The organism is Pseudomonas sp. NPDC090755, from assembly GCF_044769005.1.
GTDB lineage: Bacteria > Pseudomonadota > Gammaproteobacteria > Pseudomonadales > Pseudomonadaceae > Aquipseudomonas.
The window spans coordinates 488661-513737 of record NZ_JBIVXC010000001.1; the positions used below are offsets into that span (position 1 = coordinate 488661).

The window sequence follows — 25077 nt, forward strand, 5'->3', positions numbered from 1 at the left end:
CCTATGACCCCTGCCGGGTCGGGTTTGAATCGATCGCTTGAGGAGCCCTTTTCGTGACTGACAACAACCTGAACAAATTCCGTGACGTCGAAATCCGCGCCCCGCGCGGTAACAAGCTGACTGCGAAGAGCTGGCTGACCGAAGCGCCGCTGCGCATGCTGATGAACAACCTCGACCCGGAAGTGGCAGAGAACCCGAAAGAGCTGGTGGTCTACGGTGGCATCGGCCGTGCCGCGCGCAACTGGGCCTGCTACGACAAGATCGTCGAAAGCCTGACCAACCTGAATGACGACGAAACCCTGCTGGTACAGTCGGGCAAGCCGGTCGGCGTGTTCAAGACCCACGCCAACGCCCCGCGCGTGCTGATCGCCAACTCCAACCTGGTGCCGCACTGGGCCAACTGGGAGCACTTCAACGAACTGGATGCCAAGGGCCTGGCCATGTACGGCCAGATGACCGCCGGCAGCTGGATCTACATCGGTAGCCAGGGCATCGTCCAGGGCACCTACGAAACCTTCGTTGAAGCTGGCCGTCAGCACTACAACGGCGACCTCAAGGGCAAGTGGGTACTGACCGCGGGCCTGGGCGGCATGGGCGGCGCCCAGCCACTGGCCGCCACCCTGGCCGGCGCCTGCTCGCTGAACATCGAGTGCCAACAGAGCCGCATCGACTTCCGCCTGAGCAGCCGCTACGTCGACGAGCAGGCCAAGGACCTGGACGACGCCCTGGCGCGTATCGCCAAGTACACCGCCGAAGGCAAAGCCATCTCCGTCGCCCTGCTGGGCAACGCTGCCGAAATCCTGCCTGAGCTGATCAAGCGTGGCGTGCGCCCGGACATGGTCACCGACCAGACCAGCGCCCACGACCCGCTCAACGGCTACCTGCCAGCCGGCTGGACCTGGGAACAGTACCGCGACCGCGCCCAGACCGAACCGGCTGCGGTGGTCAAGGCCGCCAAGCAATCGATGGCCGTGCACGTCAAGGCCATGCTCGAGTTCCAGAAGCAGGGCATCCCGACCTTCGACTACGGCAACAACATCCGCCAGATGGCCAAGGAAGAGGGCGTGAGCAACGCTTTCGACTTCCCGGGCTTCGTACCGGCCTACATCCGTCCGCTGTTCTGCCGGGGTATCGGTCCGTTCCGCTGGGCGGCACTGTCGGGTAATGCCGAAGACATCTACAAGACCGATGCCAAGGTCAAGGAACTGATCCCGGACGACGCCCACCTGCATAACTGGCTGGACATGGCCCGCGAGCGCATCAGCTTCCAGGGTCTGCCAGCACGTATCTGCTGGGTTGGCCTGGGCCTGCGCGCCAAGCTGGGCCTGGCATTCAACGAAATGGTCCGTCGCGGCGAGCTGTCGGCGCCGATCGTCATTGGTCGTGACCACCTGGACTCCGGCTCGGTGTCCAGCCCGAACCGCGAAACCGAAGCCATGCGTGATGGTTCCGACGCCGTTTCCGACTGGCCACTGCTCAACGCCCTGCTCAATACCGCCAGCGGTGCGACCTGGGTTTCCCTGCACCACGGCGGTGGCGTCGGCATGGGCTTCTCCCAACATTCGGGCATGGTTATCGTCTGTGACGGTACCGACGAGGCTGCCGAGCGTATCGCCCGCGTACTGACCAACGACCCGGGAACTGGCGTGATGCGTCACGCCGATGCCGGTTACCAGATCGCCATCGACTGTGCCAAAGAGCAGGGCCTGAACCTGCCGATGATCACCGGCTGATCTGCGTCGGGACCGGGGGCGGCAAGACGGCCCCCGGCCACCGACATCGTTTCAGGGAAAAGGGACGATCGCACGCACGGCCGCGTTTGCCACTGGACTGCCGATATCCACTTTCATGTTTGGGAGCGTCACCTGATGAAAATGACCAAGACCCTGCTCGCGTCGCTGTTCGCCGTCGGCCTGCTCGGCAGCGCCGGTGCCCAGGCGGCCACCTGGTGTGAATCCGGCAAGCCGGTGAAATTCGCCGGGTTGAACTGGGAAAGCGGCATGTTGCTGACCGACGTGATGCAGTTTGTGTTGGACAAGGGCTACGGCTGCAAGACCGACAGCCTGCCGGGCAACTCCATCACCATGGAGAACGCCCTGGGTACCAACGATATCCAGGTCTTCGCCGAAGAGTGGGTAGGTCGCAGTGAGGTCTGGAAGAAAGCCGAGGCGGCCGGCAAGGTGGTTGGCGTCGGTTCGCCCGTGGTCGGTGCGGCCGAGGGCTGGTATGTGCCGCGTTACGTGATCGAAGGCGATGCCAAGCGCAAGCTCGAGGCCAAGGCGCCTGAGCTCAAGGGTATTGCTGACCTGGGCAAATACGCCGAAGTCTTCCGTGATCCGGAAGAGCCCGGCAAAGGTCGTTTCTACAACTGCCCGGCCGGCTGGACCTGCGAGCTGGACAACAGCCGCATGCTCAAGGACTACGGCCTGGAAGACAAATTCACCAACTTCCGCCCGGGCACCGGCCCGGCGCTGGATGCTGCAGTATTGTCGAGCTACAAGCGCGGCGAGCCGATCCTGTTCTACTACTGGTCGCCCACCCCGCTGATGGGCCAGGTCGACCTGGTCAAGCTGGAAGAGAAACCTGGCGTGGACAACAGCGTGTCGATCAAGGTCGGTCTGTCCAAGACCTTCCACGACGAGGCGCCAGAGCTGGTCGCGGTGTTGGAGAAGGTCAACATGCCGATCGATCTGCTCAACCAGAACCTGGCCCGCATGGCCAAGGATCGCATCGAATCGCCGGCACTGGCCAAGATCTTCCTCAAGGAACATCCTGAAGTCTGGCAGGCATGGGTCAGTGAAGACGCTGCCAAGAAGATCAATGCGGCGCTCTGAGCGCTCACTTCGACCTGACGAGTGAACCCTATGTTTCCCGAAAACTTTACCTTCTCCATCGCTGACTGGGTCAATGGCTGGGTCGATGCGCTGGTGACCAACTACGGCGATGTGTTCCGGCACATCTCCGACACCCTGCTCTGGGCCATCGTCAACCTCGAAGGCCTGCTACGGGCAACGCCCTGGTGGCTGATGCTGGGCCTGGTGGCGGTGATTGCCTGGCACGCTACCCGGCGGATCCTGCCAACCGTGGTCATCGTCGGCCTGCTGTTCCTGGTCGGCGCGGTCGGCCTGTGGGACAAGCTGATGCAGACCCTGGCGCTGATGCTGGTGGCAACGCTGATCTCGGTGCTGGTGGGCATTCCCCTGGGGATCCTCTCGGCCCGCAGCAACCGCCTGCGTGCGGTGCTGATGCCGATGCTCGACATCATGCAGACCATGCCCAGCTTCGTGTACCTGATTCCGGTGCTGATGCTGTTCGGCCTGGGTAAGGTGCCGGCGATCTTCGCCACCGTGATTTATGCCGCACCGCCGCTGATTCGCCTGACCGACCTTGGGATTCGCCAGGTGGACGGCGAAGTCATGGAAGCGATCAACGCCTTCGGCGCCAACCGCTGGCAGCAACTGTTCGGCGTGCAACTGCCGCTGGCCCTGCCGAGCATCATGGCCGGCATCAACCAGACCACCATGATGGCCCTGTCGATGGTGGTGATCGCCTCGATGATCGGTGCCCGTGGCCTGGGTGAGGACGTGCTGATCGGTATTCAGACCCTGAACGTCGGTCGCGGCCTGGAAGCGGGCCTGGCCATCGTGATTCTCGCGGTAGTGATCGACCGCATTACCCAGGCCTACGGTCGGCCACGGCATGAGGTGAGCAAATGAACACGCAGGTCAGCAAGATCGAAGTGAAGAACGTCTTCAAGATCTTCGGCAACCGGGCCGACGAGGCCCTGCAACTGATCCAGCAAAAGCGCAGCAAGGAGCAGGTACTGGCCGAGACCGGCTGCGTGGTTGGGGTCAACGACCTGTCGCTGTCGATCGGTAGCGGCGAGATCTTCGTGATCATGGGCCTGTCCGGCTCTGGCAAGTCGACCCTGGTGCGTCACTTCAACCGCCTGATCGACCCCACCAGCGGCGCGATCCTGGTCGATGGCGAAGACATCCTGCAATACGACATGGAAGCCCTGCGCAACTTCCGCCGGCGCAAGATCAGCATGGTGTTCCAGAGCTTCGGCCTGCTGCCGCACCGCAATGTGCTGGACAACGTCGCCTACGGCCTGAAGGTGCGCGGCGAGAGCAAGGAGCTGTGCGCAGAGCGTGCCCAGCACTGGATCAACACCGTGGGCCTGAAGGGCTACGAGAAGAAGTACCCGCACCAGCTGTCCGGCGGCATGCGTCAGCGTGTCGGCCTGGCCCGCGCCCTGGCGGCGGACACCGACATCATCCTCATGGACGAAGCCTTCAGTGCCCTGGACCCGCTGATCCGCGCCGAGATGCAGGACCAGTTGCTGGAGCTGCAGAAGACCCTGCACAAGACCATCGTGTTCATCACCCATGACCTCGATGAAGCCGTGCGCATCGGTAACCGCATCGCCATCCTCAAGGATGGTCGCCTGATCCAGGTCGGTACGCCGAGAGAGATCCTGCATTCGCCGGCCGACGAGTATGTCGACCGTTTCGTTCAACGCCGTGCGGCAACAGTCTGAGGTTGGCCATGTCGCAAGTTGAAACCATCGTTATTGCCGACGCGCCGTTGCGTTGGCAGGACATCGCCGCCGTCGCCCGCCGTGGCGCGCGCCTGGAGCTGGCGCCGCTGGTGTGGGCGCGCATCGACAATGCCCAGGCCATCGTCCGTCATATCGTCGAAAGCGGTGAGCGTGCCTACGGCGTGAACACCGGCCTGGGTGCGCTGTGCAACGTTTCGCTGCAAGGCGAACAGCTTGCCGCGCTGTCGCGCAACACCTTGCTCAGCCACGCCTGCGGAGTCGGCCCTGCGCTACCCGATGAGCAGACCCGGGCCATCATTTGCGCGGCGATTGCCAACTACAGCCATGGCAAGTCCGGGATCCAGCGCGGTGTGGTCGCCGCGCTGCTGGCACTGCTCAACCGCGGCATCACCCCGCAAGTGCCGTCCCAGGGTTCGGTGGGCTACCTGACCCACATGGCCCATGTCGGCGTGTGCCTGCTGGGCGTCGGCAAGGTCAGCTACCGGGGCCAGATCGTCGACGCTGCCCAGGCCCTGGCCGCCGAAGACCTGGAACCGGTGCAACTGGGGGCCAAGGACGGGCTGTGCCTGGTCAACGGCACACCGTGCATGACCGGTCTTGCCAGCCTGGCGCTGGACGATGCCACCCGTCTGCTGCACTGGGCCGACGTGATCGGTGCCATGAGCTTCGAGGCCCTGCGTGGGCAGATCGCGGCGTTCGATGCCGAGATCATCGCGCTCAAGCCACACCCCGGCATGCAGGTGGTCGGCGAGAACCTGCGCGCACTGCTCGATGGCAGTGAAGTGATCGCCGCGAGCAAGGGTATCCGCACCCAGGACGCCCTGAGCATCCGCTCGATCCCTCAGGTACATGGCGCTGCCCGTGATCAACTGGCCCATGCGGCGCGGCAGATCGAGGCCGAGCTCAACGGCGCCAACGACAACCCGTTGCTGCTGGGTACACCGGACAACTTCCGGGTAATGTCCCAGGCCAACCCGCACGGACAGTCGGTGGCCATGGCCGCCGACCTCCTGGCCATTGCCATGGCCGAGATCGGTTCGATCGCCGAGCGGCGCCTGGACCGTCTGGTCAACCCGCACGTCAGCGGCCTGCCGGCGTTCCTGGTCAGCAACCCCGGGGTCAACTCGGGAATGATGATCGCCCAGTACGTCGCCGCCTCGCTGTGTGCACAGAACCGCCAGCTGGCGCAGCCGGCGGTGCTGGACAACTACGTTACCTCGGGTCTGCAGGAAGACCACCTGAGCCTGGGCACCAATGCCGCCCTGAAGCTGCATCAGGTGCTGGAGAACTGCACGCAGGTACTGGCCATCGAGTACCTGCTGGCGGCCCAGGCCTTTGAATTCCTCAAGACCCAGCGTTTCGGCGCCGGTACCGATGCGGCGTGGCAACTGCTGCGCGAAGCGGTACCGGCCTATCTGGAAGACCGCTGGCTGGCACCGGACATCGCCCGTGCCGCCGAGCTGCTCAAACAACCGCAACTGCTTCAGCGCGTACTGACGACGCTGCACTGAATAACGACAAGGAGTAAAAGCATGAACGCATTCAATCTGGTTCCCGGGCAACTGACCCTGGCCCAACTGCGCAGCATCTACCGTCAGCCCGTACGCCTGACCCTGGACGCCAGCGCCAACGCACAGATCGACGCCAGCGTTGCCTGCGTCGAGCAGATCCTCGCGGAAAACCGTACCGCCTACGGCATCAACACCGGCTTCGGTCTGCTGGCGTCGACCCGCATCGCCAGCCACGACCTGGAAAACCTGCAGCGTTCGCTGGTGCTGTCCCACGCCGCCGGTGTCGGCGTGCCGCTCGACGATGCCATGGTGCGCCTGATCATGGTGCTCAAGGTCAACAGCCTGAGCCGTGGCTTCTCCGGGATCCGTCGCAAGGTCATCGACGCGCTGATCGCCCTGGTCAACGCCGAGGTCTACCCGCACATTCCCCTCAAAGGCTCGGTAGGCGCTTCCGGCGACCTGGCACCGCTGGCGCACATGTCGCTGGTATTGCTGGGTGAAGGCAAAGCGCGCCACAAAGGCCAGTGGCTGTCGGCCACCGAAGCCCTGGCGGTCGCAGGCCTGGAGCCGCTGACGCTGGCGGCCAAGGAAGGTCTGGCCCTGCTCAACGGCACCCAGGCGTCCACCGCCTATGCCTTGCGCGGCCTGTTCGAAGGCGAGGACCTGTTCGCCGCTGCCGCCTCGATCGGTGCCTTGACCGTTGAAGCCGTGCTCGGCTCGCGCTCGCCGTTCGATGCCCGTATCCATGCCGCCCGTGGCCAGCGTGGGCAGATCGATGTCGCCGCCTGCTACCGTGACCTGCTCGGTGACGGCAGCGAGATTTCCGCTTCCCACGAAAACTGCGGCAAGGTCCAGGACCCGTACTCGCTGCGCTGCCAGCCACAGGTCATGGGCGCCTGCCTGACCCAGTTCCGCCAGGCCGCCGAAGTGCTGGCGATCGAAGCCAACGCCGTGTCCGACAACCCGCTGGTATTCGCCAACGAAGGTGACGTGATCTCCGGTGGCAACTTCCACGCAGAGCCAGTGGCCATGGCCGCCGACAACATGGCCCTGGCCATTGCCGAGATCGGCTCGCTGAGCGAGCGTCGCATCTCGCTGATGATGGACAAGCACATGTCCCAGCTGCCGCCGTTCCTGGTGGCCAATGGCGGGGTCAACTCCGGCTTCATGATCGCCCAGGTCACCGCTGCCGCCCTGGCCAGCGAGAACAAGGCCCTGGCGCACCCGCACAGCGTCGACAGCCTGCCGACCTCGGCCAACCAGGAAGACCACGTGTCGATGGCGCCGGCCGCCGGCAAGCGCCTGTGGGAAATGGCTGAAAACACCCGTGGCGTGCTCGCTGTGGAATGGCTGGGTGCCTGCCAGGGCCTGGACCTGCGTGAAGGCCTGAAGACCTCGCCGAAACTGGAAAAGGCCCGTGAGATCCTGCGTGGCAAGGTCGCGCCTTACGAGAAGGACCGCTTCTTCGCACCGGACATCGAGGCGGCCATCGTTCTGCTGGCCGAAGGCCAACTGACCGGCCTGCTGCCGGCTCAGGTCCTGCCTAGCCTGTAATGCCCCCGGGGCCGTTGCGTGATCCGATCGCGGGGCAAGCCCGCTCCTACTGTAGGAGCGGGCTTGCCCCGCGATGGTTGACGAAACAGCCCGATCCTTCTCACGACCAGAACAAAAATAAGGACGTGACATGCAAGAAGCTCAAGGCCTCAAACGCGGCCTGACAGCCCGGCACATTCGCTTCATGGCCCTCGGTTCGGCCATCGGCACCGGTCTGTTCTATGGCTCCGCCTCGGCCATCCAGATGGCTGGTCCCGCAGTGCTGCTGGCCTACCTGATCGGCGGCGCGGCAGTTTTCATGGTCATGCGCGCCCTGGGCGAAATGGCCGTGCACAACCCGGTGGCCGGCTCCTTCGGCCAGTACGCCAGCACCTACTTGGGGCCGATGTCCGGCTTCATCCTGGGCTGGACCTATGCCTTTGAAATGATCATCGTCTGCCTGGCCGACGTGACCGCCTTCGGCATCTATATGGGCTTCTGGTTTCCGGAGGTGGCCCGCTGGATCTGGGTGCTGGGTATCGTCTTCCTGATCGGCGGGCTGAACCTGTGCAACGTCAAGGTGTTCGGCGAGATGGAGTTCTGGCTGTCGCTGCTCAAGGTCGGCGCCATCGTGGCGATGATCCTGGCCGGCTTCGGCATCATGATTTTCGGCCTGAGCACTGCCGGCGCCGACAACGCAGTGGGCGTCAGCAACCTGGTGGCCCATGGCGGCTTCCTGCCCAACGGCATCGGTGGCCTGATCGCCTCGTTCGCCGTGGTGATGTTCGCCTTCGGCGGCATCGAGATCATCGGCATCACCGCCGGTGAAGCCAAGGACCCGCAGCGCGTGCTGCCCAAGGCCATCAACGCCGTACCGATGCGCATCCTGCTGTTCTATGTGCTGACCCTGTTCGTGCTGATGTGCCTGTACCCCTGGCCGCAGATCGGCAGCCAGGGCAGCCCGTTCGTGCAGATCTTCAGTAACCTGGGTATCGGTTCGGCGGCGACCGTGCTGAACATCGTAGTGATCTCGGCGGCAGTGTCGGCGATCAACAGCGATATCTTCGGTGCCGGACGCATGATGTATGGCCTGGCCCAGCAAGGTCATGCGCCCAAGGGCTTTGCCAAGATCTCCCGTCACGGCGTGCCGTGGATGACGGTGTTGGTCATGGGCGCCGCCTTGCTCGGTGGCGTGGTGCTCAACTACTTGATCCCGGAAAACGTGTTCCTGCTGATCGCCTCGATCGCTACGTTTGCCACCGTCTGGGTCTGGCTGATGATCCTGGTGACCCAGGTCGCCATGCGTCGCAGCATGAGCCGTGAAGAAGTGGCCCAGCTCAAGTTCCCGGTGCCGTTCTGGCCCTACGGACCGGCTGCGGCAATTGCCTTCATGCTGTTCGTGTTCGGCGTGCTCGGCTATTTCCCTGATACTCAGGCAGCGCTGCTGGTCGGCGTGGTCTGGGTGCTGTTCCTGGTCGCCTCCTACCTGCTGTGGTGCAAGCCGCGGGCAGGGCAGGGCGAAGCGCCGCTGGCCCAGGATCCTTCCCAACTTCACCGCTAACAACGGAGACATTGCATGAAAACCCTCTGGCAGCATTGCCATGTGGCGAGCATGGCCCAAGGCACTTACTCGATCATCGAAGACGCGGCGATTGTCACCAGCGCCGGGCATATCGAGTGGATTGGTCCGCGCCAGTCGCTGCCGGCCATCAGCGCTGACAGAACGGTGGACCTGGGCGGCGCCTGGGTCACGCCGGGGCTGGTCGACTGCCACACCCACGCGGTGTTCGGCGGCAATCGCAGCGGTGAATTCGAGCAGCGCCTGCAAGGGGTCAGCTATGCCGAGATCGCCGCCCAGGGCGGCGGTATCGCCAGTACCGTGCGGGCCACCCGCGCGGCCAGCGAGGACGAGCTGTTCGCCAGCGCCCGCCAGCGGGTCCAGGCCTTGATGCGCGACGGCGTGACCACCCTGGAGATCAAGTCCGGCTACGGCCTGGACCTTTCCAGCGAGCGCAAGCTGCTCAAGGTGATCCGCCGCCTGGGCGAGGAGCTGCCACTGACCGTGCGCAGCACCTGCCTGGCGGCGCACGCCTTGCCGCCTGAATACAAGGATCGCGCCGACGACTACATCAGCCACATCTGCGACGAGATGTTGCCTGCCCTGGCGGCCGAGGGACTGGTCGATGCGGTCGACGCCTTCTGCGAATACCTGGCCTTTTCCCCGGCCCAGGTCGAGCGGGTGTTCATCAAGGCCAAGGCCCTGGGCCTGCCGGTGAAACTGCATGCCGAGCAGTTGTCGTCGCTGGCCGGCTCCAGCCTCGCGGCGCGTTATCACGCGTTGTCGGCCGATCACCTGGAGTTCATGACCGAGGACGACGCCATCGCCATGGCCGCCTCCGGCACGGTCGCTGTGCTGTTGCCGGGTGCGTTCTACTTTTTGCGTGAAACCCAGTTGCCACCGATGGATGCCCTGCGCAAGCATGGGGTGAAGATCGCCATCGCCACCGACCTCAACCCCGGCACCTCGCCGGCGTTGTCGTTGCGCCTGATGCTGAACATGGCCTGTACCCTGTTCCGCATGACCCCGGAAGAAGCGCTGGCCGGTGTGACCCAGCATGCGGCCACCGCCCTGGGCCTGGGTGACAGTCATGGGTCGCTGGAGGTGGGCAAGGTGGCGGACTTCGTCGCCTGGCAGATCGAGCGCCCTGCCGACCTGTGCTACTGGCTGGGAGGTGACCTGCCCAAGCGGGTGGTGCGCCTGGGCCGTGAAATTTTCAATTGAGGGAGGGCCTATGGACAAGGTACTGAGTTTTCACCAGGGCAGCCTGCCGCTGCTGATCAGCATGCCGCACGCCGGCCTGCAGCTGAGCCCGGTGGTCAAGGCCGGGCTGGTCGAGCAGGCGCGCAGCCTGCCCGATACCGACTGGCACATTCCGCGCCTGTACGATTTTGCCCGCGAGCTGGGGGCCAGTGTGGTCGCGGCCGAGTACTCGCGCTTTGTCATCGACCTGAACCGCCCGGACGACGACAAGCCCCTGTATGCCGGCGCCACCACCGGCCTGTATCCGGCTACCCTGTTCGAGGGCGAGCCGTTGTTCGAAGCGGGCAAGGAGCCTTCTCCCGAAGAGCGTGCCGAGTACCTGGAAAAGATCTGGCGGCCGTACCACGACACGATCCGTCGCGAGCTGGCGCGCCTGCGCGAGCAGTTCGGTTATGCCTTGCTGTGGGACGCCCACTCGATCCGCTCGCATATCCCGCACCTGTTCGAGGGCAAGCTGCCGGACTTCAACCTCGGCACCTTCAATGGCGCCAGTTGTGATCCTCAACTGGCTGAGCGGCTGCAAGGCGTGTGTGCAGAATCTGACCAGTACAGCCATGTACTCAATGGTCGCTTCAAGGGTGGGCATATCACCCGCCACTATGGTGATCCGGCCAACCACATCCATGCGGTACAGCTGGAGCTGGCGCAGAGCACTTATATGGAGGAGGTCGAGCCGTTCGCGTATCGCGAGGACCTGGCTGAGCCAACCCAGGTGGTGTTGAAGCAATTGCTGGAGACGGTGCTGGCCTGGGGCAAGGAGCACTATTCACGCTGATTTCGCGGTGCCTGCATCGCGGGTCAAGCCCGCTCCCACAGAACTGTAGGAGCGGGCTTGACCCGCGATGAGGCCCCAAAGCCATCACAGGTACATGCTCAAAGCGCAATTCAGGTTTATGATGCCCAACGGCAGAATAATTCCCCACACGGAGTGCGTAATGCAGACCTTGTACCCGCAGATCAAACCCTACGCCCGGCACGATCTGGCCGTGGAAGCACCGCATGTGCTGTATGTCGACGAGAGCGGTTCGCCGGAAGGTCTGCCGGTGGTGTTCATCCATGGTGGCCCGGGCGCCGGCTGCGATGCCCAGAGCCGCTGCTACTTCGATCCCAACCTGTACCGGATCATTACCTTCGACCAGCGCGGCTGCGGTCGTTCGACCCCCCATGCCAGCCTGGAGAACAACACCACCTGGCACCTGGTCGAAGACCTGGAGCGCATCCGCAAGCACCTGGGCATCGACAAGTGGCTGCTGTTCGGCGGCTCCTGGGGCTCGACCCTGGCCCTGGCCTACGCCCAGACCCACCCCGAGCGTGTCCATGGCCTGATCCTGCGTGGCATCTTCCTGTGCCGTGCGCAAGAGATCGAATGGTTCTACCAGGAAGGGGCCAGCCGGATGTTCCCGGACTACTGGCAGGACTACATCGCGCCGATTCCTGTCGAAGAGCGCGGTGACCTGGTCAAGGCCTTCCACAAACGCCTGACCGGCAACGACCAGATCGCCCAGATGCATGCGGCCAAGGCCTGGTCGACCTGGGAAGGGCGCACCGCGACCCTGCGTCCCAACCCGCTGGTGGTCGATCGTTTCTCCGAGCCACAGCGCGCGTTGTCGATCGCCCGTATCGAATGCCACTACTTCACCAACAACGCCTTCCTCGAGCCGGACCAGTTGATCCGCGACATGCCCAAGATCGCCCACCTGCCGGCGGTCATCGTCCATGGCCGCTACGACGTGATCTGCCCGCTGGACAACGCCTGGGAACTGCACCAGGCCTGGCCGAACAGTGAGCTGAAGGTGATTCGCGATGCCGGCCATGCCGCGTCCGAACCGGGCATCACCGATGCCTTGGTGCGTGCCGCCGACCAGATGGCCCGCCGCCTGCTCGACCTGCCCCTGGAAGAAGCATGAAGGGGCTGTTGCAACGGGTGCGTGGCGCACGGGTGGATGTCGACGGCCAGACCGTCGGCGCCATCGACCAGGGCTTGCTGGTACTGGTGGCGGTCGAGCCTGGCGATACCCAGGTCCATGCCGACAAGCTGCTGCACAAGCTGCTCAACTACCGGGTGTTCAGCGACCCCCAGGGCAAGATGAACCTGTCGCTCAAGGACATTGACGGCGGTTTGCTGCTGGTTTCGCAGTTCACCCTGGCCGCCGACACCCAAAGCGGCCTGCGCCCGAGCTTTTCCACAGCGGCACCGCCGGCGCTTGGCGAGGTGCTGTTCGACTATCTGCTGGGGCAGGCGCAGGCCCGGCATGCCACCGTTGCCAGTGGCCAATTTGGTGCAGACATGCAGGTGCACCTGGTCAATGATGGCCCCGTAACATTTATGTTACAAATCTGAAGGCAAAAAACCCCTGTTTGCAGGAAAACAAGGGGTTTTGTAGCATAAATAGTTTGCTTGGCCTGATGCGTTGTAACGCGCCCTGCTGGATAATCGCGCGCTATGTGGACCTGCGTTCGTGGGTTCGTTTCACTCTGACTTGAGACTGTCCGGAACCGTTTGGGGAATCATTGCGCCCTTTCGGAGTCCGAACAGTGCTCGCCAACCTGGCATATGTCGCTGGCCGTTGGTTCTTTGATCTGTTTTCGGCGAGGGTTGCTCGTGATTGTAAGTCCCTGTAATGCACCAAGAACTCCTGGCAATCGGCTGCGCAAGGCCATGTTGGCAGGCGCAACGCTGGTAGGCCTGTTCAGCGCTGGCCAGCTCTGGGCGTTCAACCTTGACGATGTCGCGGCCAAGGCGAAGGATCTTGCCGGACAAAAGTACGAAGCACCGAAAAGCAATCTGCCGGCCGTGTTCCGTGACATGAAGTACGGCGACTACCAGCAGATCCGTTTCCTGCCGGAAAAAGCCGAGTGGGCCAAGGAGAAGACTCCGTTCAAGCTGTCCTTCTATCATCAGGGCATGCATTTCGACACGCCGGTGAAAATCAACGAAATCACCGCAAGCTCGGTCAAGGAAATCAAGTACGACCCGAGCCGCTTCGATTTCGGCACTGTGCAGTTCGACCCCAAGGCCACCGAAAACCTGGGCTATGCCGGTTTCCGCGTGCTGTACCCGATCAACAAGGCCGACAAGCAGGATGAAATCATGACCCTGCTTGGCGCCAGCTATTTCCGCGTGGTCGGCAAGGGCCATGTCTATGGCCTGTCCGCCCGTGGCCTGGCCATCGACACCGCACTGCCGTCGGGCGAAGAATTCCCGCGCTTCACCGAGTTCTGGGTCGAGCATCCGAAGCCGACCGACAAGCACCTGGTGATCTACGCGCTGCTCGATTCGCCACGCTCCACCGGCGCCTACAAGCTGACCCTGCGTCCGGGCAGCGACACCATTGTCGACGTCAAGTCCAAGGTGTTCCTGCGTGATCACGTCAGCCGCCTGGGCATCGCCCCGCTGACCAGCATGTTCCTGTTCGGCGGCAACCAGCCGTCCAAGGTGCTCAACTACCGCCCGGCCCTGCACGACTCCGAAGGCCTGTCGATCCACGCCGGCAACGGCGAGTGGCTGTGGCGCCCGCTGAACAACCCGAAACACCTGGCCGTGAGCAACTTCAGCGTCGAGAACCCGCGTGGTTTCGGCCTGCTCCAGCGTCAGCGTGACTTCAGCCAGTTCGAAGACCTCGATGACAACTACCAGAAGCGTCCAAGCGCCTGGATCGAGCCGGTCGGTGACTGGGGCAAGGGTACTGTCGACCTGGTCGAGATCCCGACTGCCGACGAAACCAACGACAATATCGTTGCCTTCTGGAGCCCTGAAAAGCTGCCGGAGCCTGGCACCCCGTTCGAATACGCCTACCGCCTGCACTGGACCATCGACGAGTCCGAGTTCCACTCGCCGAAGCTGGGTTGGGTCAAGCAGACCCTGCGTTCCACCGGTGACGTCAAGCAGTCCAACCTGATCCGCCAGCCAGACGGCAGCGTGGCCTTCCTGGTCGACTTCGAAGGCCCGGTGCTCAAGGCCCTGCCGGAAGACACCGCGGTGCGTAGCCAGGTCAGCGTCGGCGACAACGCCGAACTGGTGGAAAACAACCTGCGTTACAATCCGGAGATCAACGGCTGGCGCCTGACCCTGCGGTTGAAGGTCAAGGACCCGAGCAAGTCCGTGGAAATGCGCGCGGCGCTGCTGCGTGACGTCCCGGTCGAGCCGGCCAAGCCTGCAAAACCTGCCAAACAGGACAAGGCAGCGGCCAAGCAAGCCAAGGCCGAGAAACCTGCCGAGCAACCTGCCGCCGATGCGGCGTCCACCACCGGGGCACCGGCCACCACCGAACAGGTGCTGACCGAGACCTGGAGCTACCAGTTGCCTGCCGATGAGTAACTCTCAAACTCGGCCAGAATCGCTTGGCGAATACCTGGCCCACCTACCACTGAGCGACGAGCAGCGGGCAGAACTTGCCAGCTGCAAGTCATTCAGCGAGCTGCACCAGCGCCTGTCGTCGCAGCCGGCCGTCCGTGATGCCGAAGCCGTCCAGGCCTCGGTGGGCAGCCGCCTGACCTTGACCAGTGCTGCCGACATGGAAGAGGCCGAGATGCTCGGCCTCGACGCCAGTGGGCGCGTGTGCCTCAAGGCCACGCCGCCGATCAAGCGCACCCGGGTTATCCCCGAGCCTTGGCGGACCAACATCCTGGTCCGCGCCTGGCGCCGCCTGACCGGGCGCACCAACGCCCCGGCGCCGGCCAAGCGTGAGCTGCCCAAGGCACGCTGGCGCTGGGTCGGCTCCATGCGCCGCTACATCCTGCTGGCGCTGATGCTCGGCCAGACCATCGTTGCCGGCTGGTACATGAAGGGCATCCTGCCGTACCAGGGCTGGTCGTTCGTCGACCTCGACGAGGTCATGCACCAGTCGCTGCTGCAGACGGCCACGCAAGTCTGGCCCTATGCACTGCAGACCAGCATCCTGATCCTGTTCGGCATCCTGTTCTGCTGGGTATCGGCCGGTTTCTGGACGGCGCTGATGGGCTTTCTCGAACTGTTGACCGGTCGTGACAAGTACCGCATCTCCGGCAGCAGTGCCGGCAACGAGCCGATCGAGGCCGGTGCGCGGACCGCTATCGTCATGCCGATCTGCAACGAAGACGTACCCCGGGTGTTCGCCGGCCTGCGGGCGACCTTCGAGTCGGTCGCTGCCACCGGTGACCTGGACCGCTTCGATTTCTTCGTGCTCAGCGACACCAACGACACCGACATCGCCGTGGCCGAGCAACAGGCCTGGCTGGAGGTCTGCCGCGAGGCCAAGGGTTTCGGGCGGATCTTCTACCGTCGCCGTCGCCGCCGGGTCAAACGCAAGAGCGGCAACCTCGACGACTTCTGCCGTCGCTGGGGCAGTGACTACCGCTACATGGTGGTGCTCGATGCCGACAGCGTGATGAGCGGCGAGTGCCTGACCAGCCTGGTGCGCCTGATGGAGGCCAACCCGGACGCCGGTATCATCCAGACCGCGCCCAAGGCGTCAGGCATGGACACCCTGTATGCACGCATGCAGCAGTTCGCCACCCGCGTCTATGGCCCGCTGTTCACCGCCGGCCTGCACTTCTGGCAGCTGGGCGAGTCGCACTACTGGGGCCATAACGCGATCATCCGCATGAAGCCCTTCATCGAGCACTGCGCCCTGGCGCCGCTGCCGGGCAAGGGCGCCTTCGCCGGTGCGATCCTCTCCCACGACTTCGTCGAAGCTGCGCTGATGCGCCGTGCCGGCTGGGGCGTTTGGATTGCCTACGACCTGCCGGGCAGCTATGAAGAACTGCCGCCGAACCTGCTCGACGAGCTCAAGCGTGACCGGCGCTGGTGCCACGGCAACCTGATGAACTTCCGCCTGTTCCTGGTCAAGGGCATGCACCCGGTACACCGTGCGGTGTTCCTCACCGGGGTGATGTCCTACCTGTCGGCGCCGCTGTGGTTCTTCTTCCTGGTGCTGTCGACGGCGCTGCTGGCAACCAACACCCTGATGGAGCCGCAGTACTTCCTCGAGCCACGGCAGCTGTACCCGCTGTGGCCGCAGTGGCATCCGGAAAAGGCGATCGCGCTGTTCTCCACCACCATCGTGCTGCTGTTCCTGCCCAAGCTGCTCAGCGTCATCCTGATCTGGGCCAAGGGTGCCAAGGAATTCGGCGGGCGCTTCAAGGTGACCCTGTCGATGCTGCTGGAGATGCTGTTCTCCATGCTGCTGGCGCCGGTGCGGATGATCTTCCACACCCGTTTCGTCCTGGCTGCATTCCTGGGCTGGGCCGCGACCTGGAACTCGCCGCAGCGTGACGACGACTCCACCCCGTGGAGCGAAGCGGTGCGTCGCCATGGCCCGCAAACCCTGCTGGGTGTGGCCTGGGCGCTGCTGGTGGCGTGGCTGAACCCGAGCTTCCTGTGGTGGCTTGTGCCGATCGTTGGCTCGCTGATGCTGTCGATCCCGGTGTCGGTGATCTCCAGCCGGGTGCACCTGGGCCTGCGGGCCAAGGACGAGAGCCTGTTCCTGATCCCCGAGGAATACGCAACGCCCCAAGAGCTGCTGGCGACCGACCAGTACACCCACGAAAACCGTTGGCATGCCATGCACGACGGCTTCGTCCGGGCCGTGGTCGATCCACAGCAGAACGCCCTGGCCTGTGCCCTGGCCACGGCCCGTCATGGCGTTGCCGCACCGATCGAGTCGCTGCGTGCCGAGCGCATCGGCAAGGCCCTGGACCTGGGGCCGTCCGGTCTGGATGGCAACACCCGCCTGGCCCTGCTCAGCGACCCGGTAGCCCTGGCGCGCCTGCACAACCGTGTGTGGGACGAGAAGAACGACGCCTGGCTGGGCGTCTGGCGCGCATCGATTGCCAACGATCCGCACTCGCCGTTGCTGCCATTGCATCCTGAGCCCGTGGCACAGCCTTCGTTGGCCAGTGCCTGATCGCATCGGCCGCTGAAGCCATCGCCGGCTACGCCAGCTCCCACTGTGGGAGCCGGCATAGCCGGCGATGCTTTTTCTGGTATCAATAAGTAACAAAGTCATCACGGCCTATATGTACCGTGGCGTTCATGCGTTAGCATCCCTCCCCGAATACCTCGCACCCGCCTGAAGGGCGATTCGTGCCAACAATAAAATTTGAGTGTTCTTGCTGGGGGATCTGGTGATGTTGAAGAAATACCTGTCGATGCTGCTGGTCGGCGTCACCGCACTGATCGCGGTCAATGCCGCCCAGGCGGCCGGTGCCATCGACGACGCGGTCAAGCGCGGCACCCTGCGTGCGGGCATGGACCCGACCTACATGCCGTTTCAGATGACCAACAAGCGCGGCGAGATCGTCGGCTTCGAAGTCGATATCCTCAAGGCCATGGCCAAGTCCATGGGCGTCAAGCTGGAGATTGTCTCCACTTCCTACGATGGCATCATCCCGGCCCTGATGACCGACAAGTTCGACATCATCAGCAGCGGCATGACCCTGACCCAGGAGCGCAACCTGAAGCTGAACTTCAGCGAACCCTTCATTGTTGTTGGCCAGACCCTGCTGATCCGCAAGGAGTTGGCGGGTGAGATCAAGACCTACAAGGATTTGAACAACGAGAAGTACCGCCTGACCTCCAAGCTCGGCACCACCGGCGAGATGGTGGCCAAGAAGCTGATCGGCAAGGCCAAGTACCACGGCTATGACAACGAGCAGGAAGCGGTGATGGACGTGGTCAACGGCAAGGCCGATGCCTTCGTCTATGACGCGCCATACAACGTGGTGGCCGTGAACAAGGCCGGCGCCGGCAAGCTGCTGTTCCTCGACAAGCCGTTCACTTTCGAACCCCTGGCCTTCGGCCTGAAGAAGGGCGACTACGATAGCCTGAACTTCATCAACAACTTCCTGCACCAGATCAAGCACGACGGTACCTACGATCGAATCCACGACAAGTGGTTCAAGGACACCGCCTGGCTCAAGGACATGGAATAAGGCCTGGGTCCTACACCTGGCTTGAAACCCGACGCGCAGGCTGGTCCTGCGCGTTCGCTTTTACGGAAGTACCTTAAGTGATCAAACACAAGAAAGCCCAGTGGCCCTGGCACGGGCTGACCGCGCTGGTCCTGGTGGGCCTGGCGCTGAGCCTGTACTACGCGACCTCGATGATTTCCTACGAGTGGAGCTGGAACCGGGTGCCACAATACTTCGCCTACCAGGCTGAAGTTGCCCAGCGCGCCAGCGAAAATGGCACCATCGAATCGATCGCCAGCAAAGGCAGCATGGCCAACGTCACGGTGCGTGACGAAAGCGGTGGCCAGCAGGTGTTCGAGGTCGAGTCGGCCAGCCTGCTGTTGTCGCGCGGCGATGACGTGGCCGAAGGCGACCTGATCGGCGTGACCCATCACTGGGCTGCCGGCCCGCTGGCCTGGGGCCTGTGGACCACCATCTGGATCTCGGTGGCCTCCGGTATCCTTGGCCTGGTGATCGGCCTGTTCGCCGGGCTGTGCCGGCTGTCGAACAACCCGACCCTGCGCGACCTGTCCACCGTCTATGTCGAGCTGGTGCGCGGTACGCCGCTGCTGGTGCAGATCTTCATTTTCTACTTCTTCATCGGCACGGTGCTCAACCTGTCCCGCGAGTTCGCCGGGGTCGCTGCACTGGCGCTGTTCACCGGTGCCTATGTGGCCGAGATCGTGCGCGCCGGCGTGCAGTCGATTGCCAAGGGCCAGGGCGAAGCCGCCCGGTCCCTGGGCCTGAACGCCGGCCAGTCGATGCGCCACGTGATTTTGCCGCAGGCGTTCAAGCGCGTGCTGCCACCTTTGGCCGGGCAGTTCATCAGCCTGGTCAAGGACACCTCGCTGGTCTCGGTGATCGCCATTACCGAACTGACCAAGAGCGGGCGCGAGGCAATCACCACCTCGTTCTCGACTTTCGAGATCTGGTTTTGCGTCGCCGGTCTGTACCTGTTGATCAACCTGCCGCTGTCGCACATGGCCAGCCGGCTTGAGCGGAGGCTTGCGCAAAGTGATTGAAGTCCGTGACCTGGTAAAAGTCTTCGATACCCGCGGCCAGGTGGTGCGTGCGGTCGACCACGTCAGCACCAACGTCGCCAAGGGCGAGGTGCTGGTGGTGCTCGGGCCGTCCGGTTCGGGCAAGTCGACCTTCCTGCGCTGCCTCAACGGCCTGGAGTCCTTCGACGAGGGCACCGTGGCCATCGACGGCCTGCAACTGTCCGACCCCAAGACCGACATCAACGCCTACCGCCGCGAAGTCGGCATGGTGTTCCAGCACTTCAACCTGTTCCCGCACATGACCGTGCTGGAGAACCTGTGCCTGGCGCAGAAGGTCGTGCGCAAGCGCGGCAAGGTCGAGCGCGAGGCCAAGGCCCGGGCGTTGCTGGACAAAGTCGGCATCGGCCAGAAGGCCAACGAGTACCCGTCGCGGTTGTCCGGCGGCCAGCAGCAGCGGGTGGCTATCGCCCGGGCCCTGGCCATGGACCCGAAGGTGATGCTGTTCGACGAGCCGACCTCGGCGCTGGACCCGGAGATGGTCGGTGAAGTGCTGGATGTCATGAAGACCCTGGCCCTGGAAGGCATGACCATGGTCTGCGTGACCCACGAAATGGGCTTTGCCCGGGAAGTGGCGGACCGGGTGCTGTTCTTCGATCATGGCAAGCTGCTGGAAGACTCGCCGCCCGAGGCGTTCTTCACCTCGCCCAAGGACCTGCGCGCCCAGGCGTTCCTGCGTCAGGTGCTGTAGGTCTCATCGCGGGGCAAGCCCGCTCCTACTGAACCTTGTAGGAGCGGGCTTGCCCCGCGATGCTTTTAAAGCTGGAACCTGCCCACCAGCGTCTGCAAATGCGTCCCCAGGCGCGCCAGTTCCACACTCGAGGCGGCCGTTTCTTCGCTGGCCGCCGAGGTCTGGTCCGACACATCCCGCACATTCATCACACTACGGTTGATCTCTTCAGCTACGGCGCTCTGCTGTTCGGCGGCGGCTGCGATCTGCTGGTTCATCGCCTGGATCGACGACACGGTACGGGTGATGGTGTTCAGCGAGGTGCCGGCAAGTCGGGTCAGCTCGACGCTGCTGTCGGTCAGGCTGCGGCTGGCGTCCAGGGTGCTGGCGACCTGTTGCGTGCCGCTCTGCAGGCCGGCGATCAGGGTTTCGATCTCTTCGGTCGAATGCTGGGTGCGCTGGGCCAGGCTGCGGACTTCGTCGGCAACCACGGCGAACCCACGCCCGGCCTCACCGGCACGGGCCGCTTCGATAGCGGCGTTAAGGGCCAGCAGGTTGGTTTGCTGGGCCACCGACTTGATCACGTCGAGCACGCTGCCGATCTTGTCGCTTTCGCTCTTGAGTTGGCCCATGGCTTCGCTGGAGTGGTTCATGCCGCTGGCCAGGCGCTCGATCTGGGCGATGGCTTCGCCCACCACCCGGTCACCCTCGCGGGCCTGCTGGTCGGCCATCAGCGCCGCTTCCGAGGCTTCTTCGGCGTTACGGGCCACTTCCTGGACGGTGGCGGCCATCTCGTTCATGGCAGTGGCCACCTGGTCGGTCTCGACCTTTTGATTGTTGACCCCGGCACTGGTCTGTTCAGTGACCGCCGACAGCTCTTCGGCGGCGCTGGCAATCTGCGTCACGCCATCGCCGATGCCGCCAATCAGCTCGCGCAGGCCGACGGTCATGCGCTGCATGCTGCGTTGCAGCTGGCCCAGTTCGTCGCGCCGCTCGGTGTGCAGGTCCTGACGCAGGTCGCCACTGGCAACCCGGTCGGCGGCGCTGAGGGTCTGGCGCAGGGGGATGATGATCTGGCGGGTGATCGCCCAGGCGGCGAGGACACCAAACAGCAGGGCCAGGGCCGTGGCCAGGCCGAGCATGAACCTGGCGTGTTCTGCCTCCTCGTCGCGCAGCTGGGTCAGGTCCGTGGTCAATTGCTGGCTCTGGTCGATCAGAATCTGGCCTTGGGCGGTCATCTGCTGGGTCGCTTGTTCGGTCGCGGCCTGGGCGCTGCCGAACTCCACCACGGCGCCACGGTAATGCTCCAGCGCCCGTGCCGCTTGCTGGAAGGTGCTGGTATAGCTGGCCGGCAGCACTTCAGCCAGGGTCCGCAGTTGGGCGGTTGCCTGGTCGATGGCGTCGAGGGCGGTCTTCTGGAACTCAGCCTTGCCGCTGTAGGTGTAGCCCCGCACCTGGAAGCGCGCCTGCTGCAGCAGCTTGCTGGCGCCCACGACACTGTTGAACAGGTTCAGGTCGCTGCCACCGAGCAACTGTTGCTCGACTTCGGCAATCAGCGAGGCGGCCTGGTCGGCGCTGCTGCCAAGCACTTCGCGGCTGGCCTCACGCTGGCGGGCGGCCTTTTCGGCACTGTCCAGGGCCTGACGGTACAGGCGCACGGCCTGGCTCTGCTGCTCGACACGCTGCTGGTCCTGGGGGCGGGTGATGCGTTGGTCGACCTGCTGCAGCTGGCGCTCCAGGTTGGCCAGGGCGTTGCTGAGCTGCTGCGCCGAGGCTTCGTCACCCCTGAGCTGGTAGCCCTGGCGGGCAACGCGCAGTTCGAGGGTGGCTTGCAGCACCTGGGAGATGCCGCCGAGGGTATCGCCACGGTTGGTGATGCCGCTGATACCCTGCCAGCCGGTCAGGGTAATGCTCAGGGTCAGCAGCAGGACCAGGCCGAAGCCGATGCCGAGCTTGCGATTGACGCTCACGTTGCCCAGGTGCAGGGCTAACCAACGGTACATGGTGGGACTCCATTGCGATTGGCAGGGGCGATTTTTGTTCTCGTGCCCCTGCATCGGCCTGGCGCCGCAAAACTGAAGTCAGAACAGACGAGCGAGCAGGGCGGTGACCGCCGTCTCCACGCGCAGGATGCGTTCGCCCAGCTGTACCGGGGCGAGCCCGGCCTTGCCCAGCAGATCGATCTCGTAGGGGATCCAGCCGCCTTCCGGGCCGATGGCCAGGGTCACCGGCTCGTCCAGGCCGCGCGGGCAGGGCGGGAAGGGACCGGGGTGGCCGACCAGGCCGAGGGTGCCTTGGGCGATGGCGGGCAGGCGGTCTTCGACGAAGGGCTTGAAGCGCTTTTCGATGATCACTTCCGGGAGGATAGTGTCACGGGTCTGTTCAAGACCCAGGACCAGTTGCTCGCGAATTGCTTCAGGCTCGAGGAACGGGGTTTGCCAGAAACTCTTCTCGACCCGGTAGCTGTTGACCAGAATCAGCTTCGGTACGCCCATGGTGGCGACGGTCTGGAACACACGGCGCAGCATCTTCGGCCGTGGCAGGGCCAGCACCAGGGTCAGCGGCAGCTTGGCGGGCGGCGGGCGGTCGAAGCTGACCGACAGTTCGGCTTCGTGGCCTTCCAGGCGCAGCACCCGGGCTTCGCCCATCAAGCCGCCGATACGGCCCACGCGCAAAGTGTCGCCTACGGCGACCCCGTGGATTTCCTGCATGTGGGTAAAGCGCCGGTCAGCCAGCACTACGCGATCGGCCGCAATGAAATCGGCTTCTTCAAGGAGCAGCAGGTTCACGGTTGGTTCGCTGGCGGCTGGTCGTTGTGGTCGTCGCCGGCTTCTTCGTGATGCTCGCTACGCTTGCGGATCAGCCCGCCGGCCAGTACGCCGACCTCGAACAGCAGCCACATGGGCACCGCCAGCAGGGTCTGGGAGAAGATGTCCGGTGGGGTCAGGACCATGCCGACCACGAAGCAGCCGATGATCACGTACGGACGGATCTTCTTCAGGTACTTCACGTCGACCACGCCGATCCACACCAGCAGCACCACGGCTACCGGGATCTCGAAGGCAACGCCGAAGGCGAAGAACAGGGTCATGACGAAGTCCAGGTAGCTGGAAATGTCCGTCATCATCGACACCCCTTCCGGGGTGGCGCTGGCGAAGAAGCCGAAGATCAGCGGGAACACCAGGAAATAGGCGAAGGCCATGCCGGCGTAGAACAGGATGATGCTGGAGACCAGCAGCGGAATGGCGATGCGTTTTTCGTGGCGATACAGGCCGGGGGCGATGAAGCCCCAGATCTGCTGGAGGATCAACGGAATGGCCAGGAACAGCGAGACGATCATGGTCAGCTTGAACGGCGTCAGGAACGGCGAGGCCACGTCGGTGGCGATCATCGTCGCATTGGCCGGCAAGTGGGCGCGCAACGGCGCCGAGACCAGGGTGTAGATCTGCTGCGCGAAGGAGAACAACCCGGCGAAGATCAGGAAGATGGCCGCGACGCAGCGCAGCAGGCGTGTACGCAGCTCGGTGAGGTGCGAAACCAGCGGCATCGGCTGGTCGTTTTCCGGAATATCGCTCATGGGGCTCGCGGCGGCTGGGTCTGTTCGGCGGTCGGGCTGGCGACCGGTGGCGTCGGCTCGCTGCCGGCGACGGGCGCGGCAGGCGGTTCGGGCGTCACGCTGGTGGGGTTGAGGATCTTGCGCGCTTCCTGCTCCATGGAGAGGATGTGCTCATTGTGCAGTTGGCGACGGATTTCGTCGGCGCCGATCTCGCGCTCCACTTCGTGCTTGATCGCATTGAAGCTGCGCTTGAGGCGGCCGATCCACAGGCCGGCGGTACGCGCGGCACCCGGCAAGCGCTCGGGGCCGAGCACCAGCAGGGCCACCAGGGCCACGAGCAACAGTTCGCTGAAGCTGATCCCGAACATTGATCAATCTTTCCTGATGGGCTCTTCGACCTTGTGCGCCTGGCCGTCGATGGTCTGCGGCTGGTTCAGCGGCGAAGTGGCCTGGGGCTGCACAGGCTGTACCGGCGGCGGGGTCGGCTCGGCGGGCTTGGACTCTTCCTCGTTCATGGCCTTGCGAAAGCCCTTGATCGACTCGCCCAGGTCGCTGCCGAAGTTCTTCAGTTTCTTGGTGCCGAACACCAGTACCACCACGACCAGCAGGACAACCCAGTGTTTCCAGTCAAAAATACCCATGGTGCAATCCCTCGAAATAGTTCTGTTTAGGCCGATGGCTGGCGCGCGGCTTTCTCGGCGTGCCCGGACAGGCCGAAACGGCGGTCCAGTTCATCCAGTACCGCCTGCGGGTGCTGGCCCAGTGCGGCGAGCATCACCAGACTATGGAACCACAGATCGGCGGTCTCGTAGATGACATCGCTGTAATCTGCGCTGTGGGCGGCATCCTTGGCAGCGATGATGGTTTCGATCGACTCTTCGCCGAGCTTTTCCAGGATCTTGTTCAAGCCCTTGTGGTACAGGCTGGCCACGTAGGAACTGTCGGGCTCGGCGCCTTTGCGTGATTCGAGCACTTCGGCCAGGCGGGTCAGGGTGTCGCTCATGTCAGTGTCCTGCGCTGTAGATGGCATGGGGATCCTTGAGGACCGGGTCGACAGTTTTCCACTCGGCGTTTTCATACACGCGGTAGAAGCAGCTTTCGCGACCGGTATGGCAGGCGATATGCCCCAGTTGCTCGACCATCAGGATGATCACGTCGGCGTCGCAGTCCAGGCGCATTTCGTGCAGCTTCTGCACATGGCCGGATTCTTCGCCCTTGCGCCACAGTTTGCCACGGGAACGCGACCAGTAGATGGCGCGCTGCTCGGTGGCGGTCAGGCTCAGGGCCTCGCGGTTCATCCAGGCCATCATCAGCACGCGCCCGGTCTTGTGATCCTGGGCGATGGCCGGTACCAGGCCGTCGCTGTTCCAGTTGATCTCGTCCAGCCAGTCTTTCATCTTCGACTCCAAAACTCGTGGTTCGATTCACTGCCGAACCC

The 25077-nt window shown here is 63.9% G+C and carries 23 protein-coding genes and 1 pseudogene; 16 read left to right on the top strand and 8 right to left on the bottom strand.

Going from position 1 to position 25077, the window contains the following annotated elements; all coding sequences use genetic code 11:
• Positions 1–53: 53 nt before the first annotated feature.
• The 16 genes from hutU to ACIQUS_RS02370 all read left to right on the top strand — a co-directional run bounded on the left by hutU (position 54) and on the right by ACIQUS_RS02370 (position 20104).
• Positions 54–1733: a urocanate hydratase gene (gene hutU, locus ACIQUS_RS02295; RefSeq protein WP_403042338.1), complete on the top strand. Its 1680-nt coding sequence runs from the start codon at positions 54–56 to the stop codon at positions 1731–1733.
• 135 nt (positions 1734–1868) lie between these two features.
• A complete protein-coding gene (locus tag ACIQUS_RS02300; protein WP_403042341.1) occupies positions 1869–2834 on the top strand; it encodes an ABC transporter substrate-binding protein in 966 nt (321 codons plus the stop codon).
• Between the two features lie 30 nt (positions 2835–2864).
• The gene (locus tag ACIQUS_RS02305; RefSeq protein ID WP_403042343.1) at positions 2865–3716 is read left to right on the top strand and encodes an ABC transporter permease; all 852 of its coding nucleotides are present in this window, start codon (positions 2865–2867) and stop codon (positions 3714–3716) included.
• Positions 3713–4540 (top strand): glycine betaine/L-proline ABC transporter ATP-binding protein, encoded by an 828-nt coding sequence (locus tag ACIQUS_RS02310; RefSeq protein ID WP_403042345.1) that lies wholly within the window; start codon positions 3713–3715, stop codon positions 4538–4540. The genes ACIQUS_RS02305 and ACIQUS_RS02310 overlap by 4 nt, the downstream gene beginning before the upstream one ends.
• An 8-nt stretch (positions 4541–4548) precedes the next feature.
• A complete protein-coding gene (gene hutH, locus ACIQUS_RS02315) occupies positions 4549–6072 on the top strand; it encodes a histidine ammonia-lyase (protein ID WP_403042347.1) in 1524 nt (507 codons plus the stop codon).
• Positions 6073–6093: 21 nt separating this feature from the next.
• Entirely contained in the window at positions 6094–7626 is a 1533-nt protein-coding gene (gene hutH / locus ACIQUS_RS02320; protein ID WP_403042350.1) for a histidine ammonia-lyase, read from the top strand.
• Positions 7627–7756: 130 nt separating this feature from the next.
• Positions 7757–9166 (top strand): amino acid permease, encoded by a 1410-nt coding sequence (locus tag ACIQUS_RS02325; RefSeq protein WP_403042352.1) that lies wholly within the window; start codon positions 7757–7759, stop codon positions 9164–9166.
• A gap of 15 nt (positions 9167–9181) precedes the next feature.
• Positions 9182–10387 carry an imidazolonepropionase gene (hutI, locus tag ACIQUS_RS02330; RefSeq protein ID WP_403042355.1) on the top strand — a complete coding sequence of 402 codons (1206 nt, stop codon included), beginning with the start codon at positions 9182–9184 and terminating at the stop codon, positions 10385–10387.
• A gap of 10 nt (positions 10388–10397) precedes the next feature.
• Positions 10398–11201, top strand: a complete 804-nt coding sequence (gene hutG, locus ACIQUS_RS02335) for an N-formylglutamate deformylase (RefSeq protein ID WP_403042358.1) — start codon at positions 10398–10400, stop codon at positions 11199–11201.
• A 160-nt stretch (positions 11202–11361) separates the two neighbouring features.
• Complete coding sequence (gene pip, locus ACIQUS_RS02340; protein WP_403042361.1) at positions 11362–12333, top strand: prolyl aminopeptidase; 972 nt, start codon at positions 11362–11364, stop codon at positions 12331–12333.
• Positions 12330–12767 (top strand): D-aminoacyl-tRNA deacylase, encoded by a 438-nt coding sequence (gene dtd, locus ACIQUS_RS02345; protein WP_403042364.1) that lies wholly within the window; start codon positions 12330–12332, stop codon positions 12765–12767. Before pip ends, dtd begins: the two co-directional genes overlap by 4 nt.
• A gap of 261 nt (positions 12768–13028) precedes the next feature.
• Positions 13029–14744, top strand: a complete 1716-nt coding sequence (locus ACIQUS_RS02350; RefSeq protein ID WP_403042367.1) for a glucan biosynthesis protein G — start codon at positions 13029–13031, stop codon at positions 14742–14744.
• Entirely contained in the window at positions 14737–17310 is a 2574-nt protein-coding gene (gene mdoH, locus ACIQUS_RS02355) for a glucans biosynthesis glucosyltransferase MdoH (protein ID WP_403042370.1), read from the top strand. Before ACIQUS_RS02350 ends, mdoH begins: the two co-directional genes overlap by 8 nt.
• A 226-nt stretch (positions 17311–17536) precedes the next feature.
• Positions 17537–18337: a transporter substrate-binding domain-containing protein gene (locus tag ACIQUS_RS02360; protein ID WP_403043036.1), complete on the top strand. Its 801-nt coding sequence runs from the start codon at positions 17537–17539 to the stop codon at positions 18335–18337.
• Positions 18338–18414: 77 nt separating this feature from the next.
• On the top strand, positions 18415–19377 hold the full coding sequence (locus tag ACIQUS_RS02365) for an amino acid ABC transporter permease (RefSeq protein ID WP_403042373.1): 963 nt from the start codon (positions 18415–18417) through the stop codon (positions 19375–19377).
• On the top strand, positions 19370–20104 hold the full coding sequence (locus ACIQUS_RS02370) for an amino acid ABC transporter ATP-binding protein (protein ID WP_403043038.1): 735 nt from the start codon (positions 19370–19372) through the stop codon (positions 20102–20104). Before ACIQUS_RS02365 ends, ACIQUS_RS02370 begins: the two co-directional genes overlap by 8 nt.
• Before the next feature lie 65 nt (positions 20105–20169).
• Here the strand turns inward: ACIQUS_RS02370 and ACIQUS_RS02375 are convergent, their stop codons facing one another.
• From ACIQUS_RS02375 to hisI, 8 genes and pseudogenes are all read right to left on the bottom strand, one after another.
• Positions 20170–21042, bottom strand: coding sequence for a methyl-accepting chemotaxis protein (locus ACIQUS_RS02375; RefSeq protein ID WP_403043041.1), 873 nt, complete (start codon positions 21040–21042; stop codon positions 20170–20172).
• Positions 21028–22140, bottom strand: a pseudogene (locus ACIQUS_RS02380) (methyl-accepting chemotaxis protein); the annotation flags it as partial. The gene ACIQUS_RS02375 and the pseudogene ACIQUS_RS02380, both read right to left, overlap by 15 nt.
• Positions 22141–22164: 24 nt before the next feature.
• The gene (locus ACIQUS_RS02385; protein WP_403042375.1) at positions 22165–22872 is read right to left on the bottom strand and encodes a 16S rRNA (uracil(1498)-N(3))-methyltransferase; all 708 of its coding nucleotides are present in this window, start codon (positions 22870–22872) and stop codon (positions 22165–22167) included.
• Complete coding sequence (gene tatC / locus ACIQUS_RS02390; protein ID WP_403042378.1) at positions 22869–23660, bottom strand: twin-arginine translocase subunit TatC; 792 nt, start codon at positions 23658–23660, stop codon at positions 22869–22871. Before tatC ends, ACIQUS_RS02385 begins: the two co-directional genes overlap by 4 nt.
• A complete protein-coding gene (gene tatB, locus ACIQUS_RS02395) occupies positions 23657–24007 on the bottom strand; it encodes a Sec-independent protein translocase protein TatB (RefSeq protein WP_403042381.1) in 351 nt (116 codons plus the stop codon). The genes tatC and tatB overlap by 4 nt, the downstream gene beginning before the upstream one ends.
• A 3-nt stretch (positions 24008–24010) precedes the next feature.
• Entirely contained in the window at positions 24011–24280 is a 270-nt protein-coding gene (locus tag ACIQUS_RS02400) for a twin-arginine translocase TatA/TatE family subunit (RefSeq protein ID WP_285864627.1), read from the bottom strand.
• Positions 24281–24306: 26 nt separating this feature from the next.
• Positions 24307–24642: a phosphoribosyl-ATP diphosphatase gene (locus ACIQUS_RS02405; RefSeq protein WP_403042385.1), complete on the bottom strand. Its 336-nt coding sequence runs from the start codon at positions 24640–24642 to the stop codon at positions 24307–24309.
• Position 24643: 1 nt separating this feature from the next.
• Complete coding sequence (gene hisI / locus ACIQUS_RS02410; RefSeq protein WP_403042387.1) at positions 24644–25036, bottom strand: phosphoribosyl-AMP cyclohydrolase; 393 nt, start codon at positions 25034–25036, stop codon at positions 24644–24646.
• Between the last annotated feature and the right edge of the window lie 41 nt (positions 25037–25077).

Excerpts from the sequence above, each read along its gene's own strand:
- ACIQUS_RS02300 (WP_403042341.1), top strand. The coding sequence starts at position 1,869 with ATGAAAATGACCAAGACCCTGCTCGCGTCGCTGTTCGCCGTCGGCCTG.
- ACIQUS_RS02305 (WP_403042343.1), top strand. The coding sequence starts at position 2,865 with ATGTTTCCCGAAAACTTTACCTTCTCCATCGCTGACTGGGTCAATGGC.
- ACIQUS_RS02310 (WP_403042345.1), top strand. The coding sequence starts at position 3,713 with ATGAACACGCAGGTCAGCAAGATCGAAGTGAAGAACGTCTTCAAGATC.
- hutH (WP_403042347.1), top strand. The coding sequence starts at position 4,549 with ATGTCGCAAGTTGAAACCATCGTTATTGCCGACGCGCCGTTGCGTTGG.
- hutH (WP_403042350.1), top strand. The coding sequence starts at position 6,094 with ATGAACGCATTCAATCTGGTTCCCGGGCAACTGACCCTGGCCCAACTG.
- ACIQUS_RS02325 (WP_403042352.1), top strand. The coding sequence starts at position 7,757 with ATGCAAGAAGCTCAAGGCCTCAAACGCGGCCTGACAGCCCGGCACATT.
- hutI (WP_403042355.1), top strand. The coding sequence starts at position 9,182 with ATGAAAACCCTCTGGCAGCATTGCCATGTGGCGAGCATGGCCCAAGGC.
- hutG (WP_403042358.1), top strand. The coding sequence starts at position 10,398 with ATGGACAAGGTACTGAGTTTTCACCAGGGCAGCCTGCCGCTGCTGATC.
- pip (WP_403042361.1), top strand. The coding sequence starts at position 11,362 with ATGCAGACCTTGTACCCGCAGATCAAACCCTACGCCCGGCACGATCTG.
- dtd (WP_403042364.1), top strand. The coding sequence starts at position 12,330 with ATGAAGGGGCTGTTGCAACGGGTGCGTGGCGCACGGGTGGATGTCGAC.
- mdoH (WP_403042370.1), top strand. The coding sequence starts at position 14,737 with ATGAGTAACTCTCAAACTCGGCCAGAATCGCTTGGCGAATACCTGGCC.
- ACIQUS_RS02375 (WP_403043041.1), bottom strand. The coding sequence starts at position 21,042 with ATGCAGCGCATGACCGTCGGCCTGCGCGAGCTGATTGGCGGCATCGGC.
- tatC (WP_403042378.1), bottom strand. The coding sequence starts at position 23,660 with ATGAGCGATATTCCGGAAAACGACCAGCCGATGCCGCTGGTTTCGCAC.
- tatB (WP_403042381.1), bottom strand. The coding sequence starts at position 24,007 with ATGTTCGGGATCAGCTTCAGCGAACTGTTGCTCGTGGCCCTGGTGGCC.
- ACIQUS_RS02400 (WP_285864627.1), bottom strand. The coding sequence starts at position 24,280 with ATGGGTATTTTTGACTGGAAACACTGGGTTGTCCTGCTGGTCGTGGTG.
- ACIQUS_RS02405 (WP_403042385.1), bottom strand. The coding sequence starts at position 24,642 with ATGAGCGACACCCTGACCCGCCTGGCCGAAGTGCTCGAATCACGCAAA.
- hisI (WP_403042387.1), bottom strand. The coding sequence starts at position 25,036 with ATGAAAGACTGGCTGGACGAGATCAACTGGAACAGCGACGGCCTGGTA.